Source organism: Synechococcus sp. R8-2 (assembly GCF_047461715.1).
Taxonomy (GTDB): Bacteria; Cyanobacteriota; Cyanobacteriia; order Thermostichales; family Thermostichaceae; genus Thermostichus.
In genome coordinates this window covers 1-2416 of the sequence record NZ_JANSHQ010000021.1, presented here as the reverse complement: position 1 = coordinate 2416, position 2416 = coordinate 1, and the positions used below count along the sequence as shown (strand labels likewise).

2 protein-coding genes are annotated in these 2416 nt (G+C 58.4%); both read left to right on the top strand.

What is annotated here, in order from left to right:
• Positions 1-254: 254 nt before the first annotated feature.
• Positions 255-1205, top strand: a complete 951-nt coding sequence (locus NW819_RS00575; protein WP_414412573.1) for a LysR substrate-binding domain-containing protein — start codon at positions 255-257, stop codon at positions 1203-1205.
• A gap of 184 nt (positions 1206-1389) precedes the next feature.
• Positions 1390-2304, top strand: coding sequence for an alpha/beta fold hydrolase (locus NW819_RS00570; protein WP_414412572.1), 915 nt, complete (start codon positions 1390-1392; stop codon positions 2302-2304).
• Positions 2305-2416: the final 112 nt, after the last annotated feature.

Genomic DNA, 2416 nt, shown 5'->3' with positions numbered 1-2416 from the left:
GTTCAGCGTAAATGTATCAGGTAGGTATTGTGGGCATAGCTGCTCCGAATGGCAGAGAAACAGCCCGAAGATTCTGAGCTCTCCTCTCCACTCTTGGCTGGTCACCCCCCAGAGCCGAGCTGCCGGGAAAGGGTTGAGCTGCTCTCTTGGGATTTCTCGCTTGTTTATGATGATCTCGTGTGGGTTTCCAAACGCGGGCTGCTCAGCTTTTCAGGGAAACGTAAGGGATCCCACTGTGGGGTTTGGAGTTCCCTATGGCGGATGAGTTGCCGTTTACCTTAGATCAGCTCCTCATCGTGCGGGCAATTGCCCAGCAGGGTAGTTTTCGCCGTGCTGCCGATAGCCTGTTTGTCTCCCAGCCTGCCGTCAGCTTGCAAGTGCAGAACTTGGAGCGACAGTTGGGAGTGGTGCTGTTCGACCGCAGTGGGCGCAAGGTGGAGTTGACGGATGCCGGGAAAGTGCTGCTGCAGTACAGCGAGCGCATCCTCAAGCTGTGCCGTGAGGCCGTCGAGGCCCTAGCGGATTTGCAAGAAATGGAGCGGGGGCATCTGGTTTTGGGGGCCAGCCAAACGGTGGGCACCTATGTAATGCCTTCTTTGATCGCGCAATATCACCGCCGCTACCCACAAATTTCCGTGCAGCTCTTGGTGCAATCCACGCGGCGAATTGCCCAGAAATTGGTGGACGGCCAATTGGACGTGGCCATTGTTGGCGGGGAGATCCCCTTTGAGCTGCAGCGGCACTTGAAGGTGATGGCTCTGGCGGAAGATGAATATGTGTTGGTCGGTGCTCCCGGGTGTGCCATCGACTCTCCGGCTCTTGTGGATCTGCTGGCTTTGCCTTTCATCACCTTGGATCCCCAGTCTTCCACTCGGCAAACCATCGATCGGGTACTGAATCGCCACGGCATTAACCCGGCCCAATTGAACGTGCGGCTGGAACTCAGCTCGATTGAGGCGATCAAAAATGCCGTCCAGGCGGGGTTGGGGGTGGCCTTTCTGTCCATGGTGGCAGTGGGATCCGATGTGGAACAGGGGCGGTTCCGGAAGCTGGTGGTGGAAGGGCTGCAGATACGGCGTACCCTCTGGCTAGCTTTTAACCCAGAGCGCTATCAATCGCAGGCGGCCACCCGTTTTCTCCAGGGGCTGCTGACCCGCCAAGACTGGCTGAAAACTCCCCCGCCCCATTTGCAGTTGATCGGCTAAGTTGCGATGCGTTACGGCCTTTTCCGAGTTGATGGGATCCCAGGTAGATTCCGGTGGATTGAGCAGGATCCCTGTTCAAAGAGATACGAGAGATATTTCCGTATAGGTGCATTCGCTGTAGCCAATGCTGCTCCGGAAGAAACTGCATCTGCTGAATCTGTCTGTGTCTACTAACCATAAGCCGATGACCAGGCAAACGCTGTTGGAACGGCTGCCTTTGGCGCAGCGCTTGGCAGAGTTACAAGCCCGCGTTCAAGGGATCCCGCTGCACAGGGTGAAATTGGAAGGGTTGAACATCGCAGGGGCAGAGTCCTGCTGGGCTGCCTATCGAGACTGGGGAAAAGGGATCCCACTGCTGTTTCTGCATGGCTTTATGGCCACTCATGCCAACTGGTGGCCGCTGATGCAAGGGTTGGGAGACGAATATCGCTGCATTGCCTTGGATTTACTGGGGTTCGGGCAGTCCGGCCAACCGGCCTTGCACTACGACATCGCTGCAGAAGTAGAGTTTGTGCGCGGATTTGTCCAAAGGCTGGGCCTAGCTGCTCCGGTTTTGGTGGGCCATTCCTTTGGGGGATGGGTGGCGGCAGCTTACGCCGTGCGGTATCCGCTGCGGGGGTTGGTTTTGTTGGCTCCTGCCGGGATCCGCGACGACAGCTTTGTGAGACGCTACAACCATTTGCGGCCCTTGCTCTGGGAAAGCGCTTGGGTGGATTGGCTGTTGCGGGCGATCGCTCCGCTGGCCCGCTGGTGGCATTGGGAAGACAAGCTGGCCCAGCTCTTGTGGTTGCGGGGATCCCTGCGTCAGCAGCCGGTCGCTCGGCAATTTCTCCGACAACGTCTGCGCCCACAAGCTGCTGTCGATACGGTTGAACGTTATCTCAACTACATTCAGGCCCCCACCCTGGTGATCGCCGCCGAACAGGACGACACCATTCCCCTCTGGCACTGCCAAACCTATGCCGAAGGGATCCCTGGGGCTCAGCTCAAGATCCTGGCCGGGGCCGGCCACGCCATCCCTGCCTTGCATGGGGAACAGGTGCTGCCCCTAATTCGGGAATTTCTCGACACAGCCCTTTCCGCACAATGCGGGCTTTGAGCTGGGGCTGTAGCGTATGGCCGAGAGAGGAATGCCGCTTGCCAGATGGCGATGCCCGATAGGCGACGGAGCGCCGCCCAAGGGGAACGCCTGACCCTAACCAGCGGGCGGT

Bases quoted from the DNA above. Each gene is read 5' to 3' on its own strand.
- NW819_RS00570 (WP_414412572.1), top strand. From the start codon at position 1,390: ATGACCAGGCAAACGCTGTTGGAACGGCTGCCTTTGGCGCAGCGCTTG.
- NW819_RS00575 (WP_414412573.1), top strand. From the start codon at position 255: ATGGCGGATGAGTTGCCGTTTACCTTAGATCAGCTCCTCATCGTGCGG.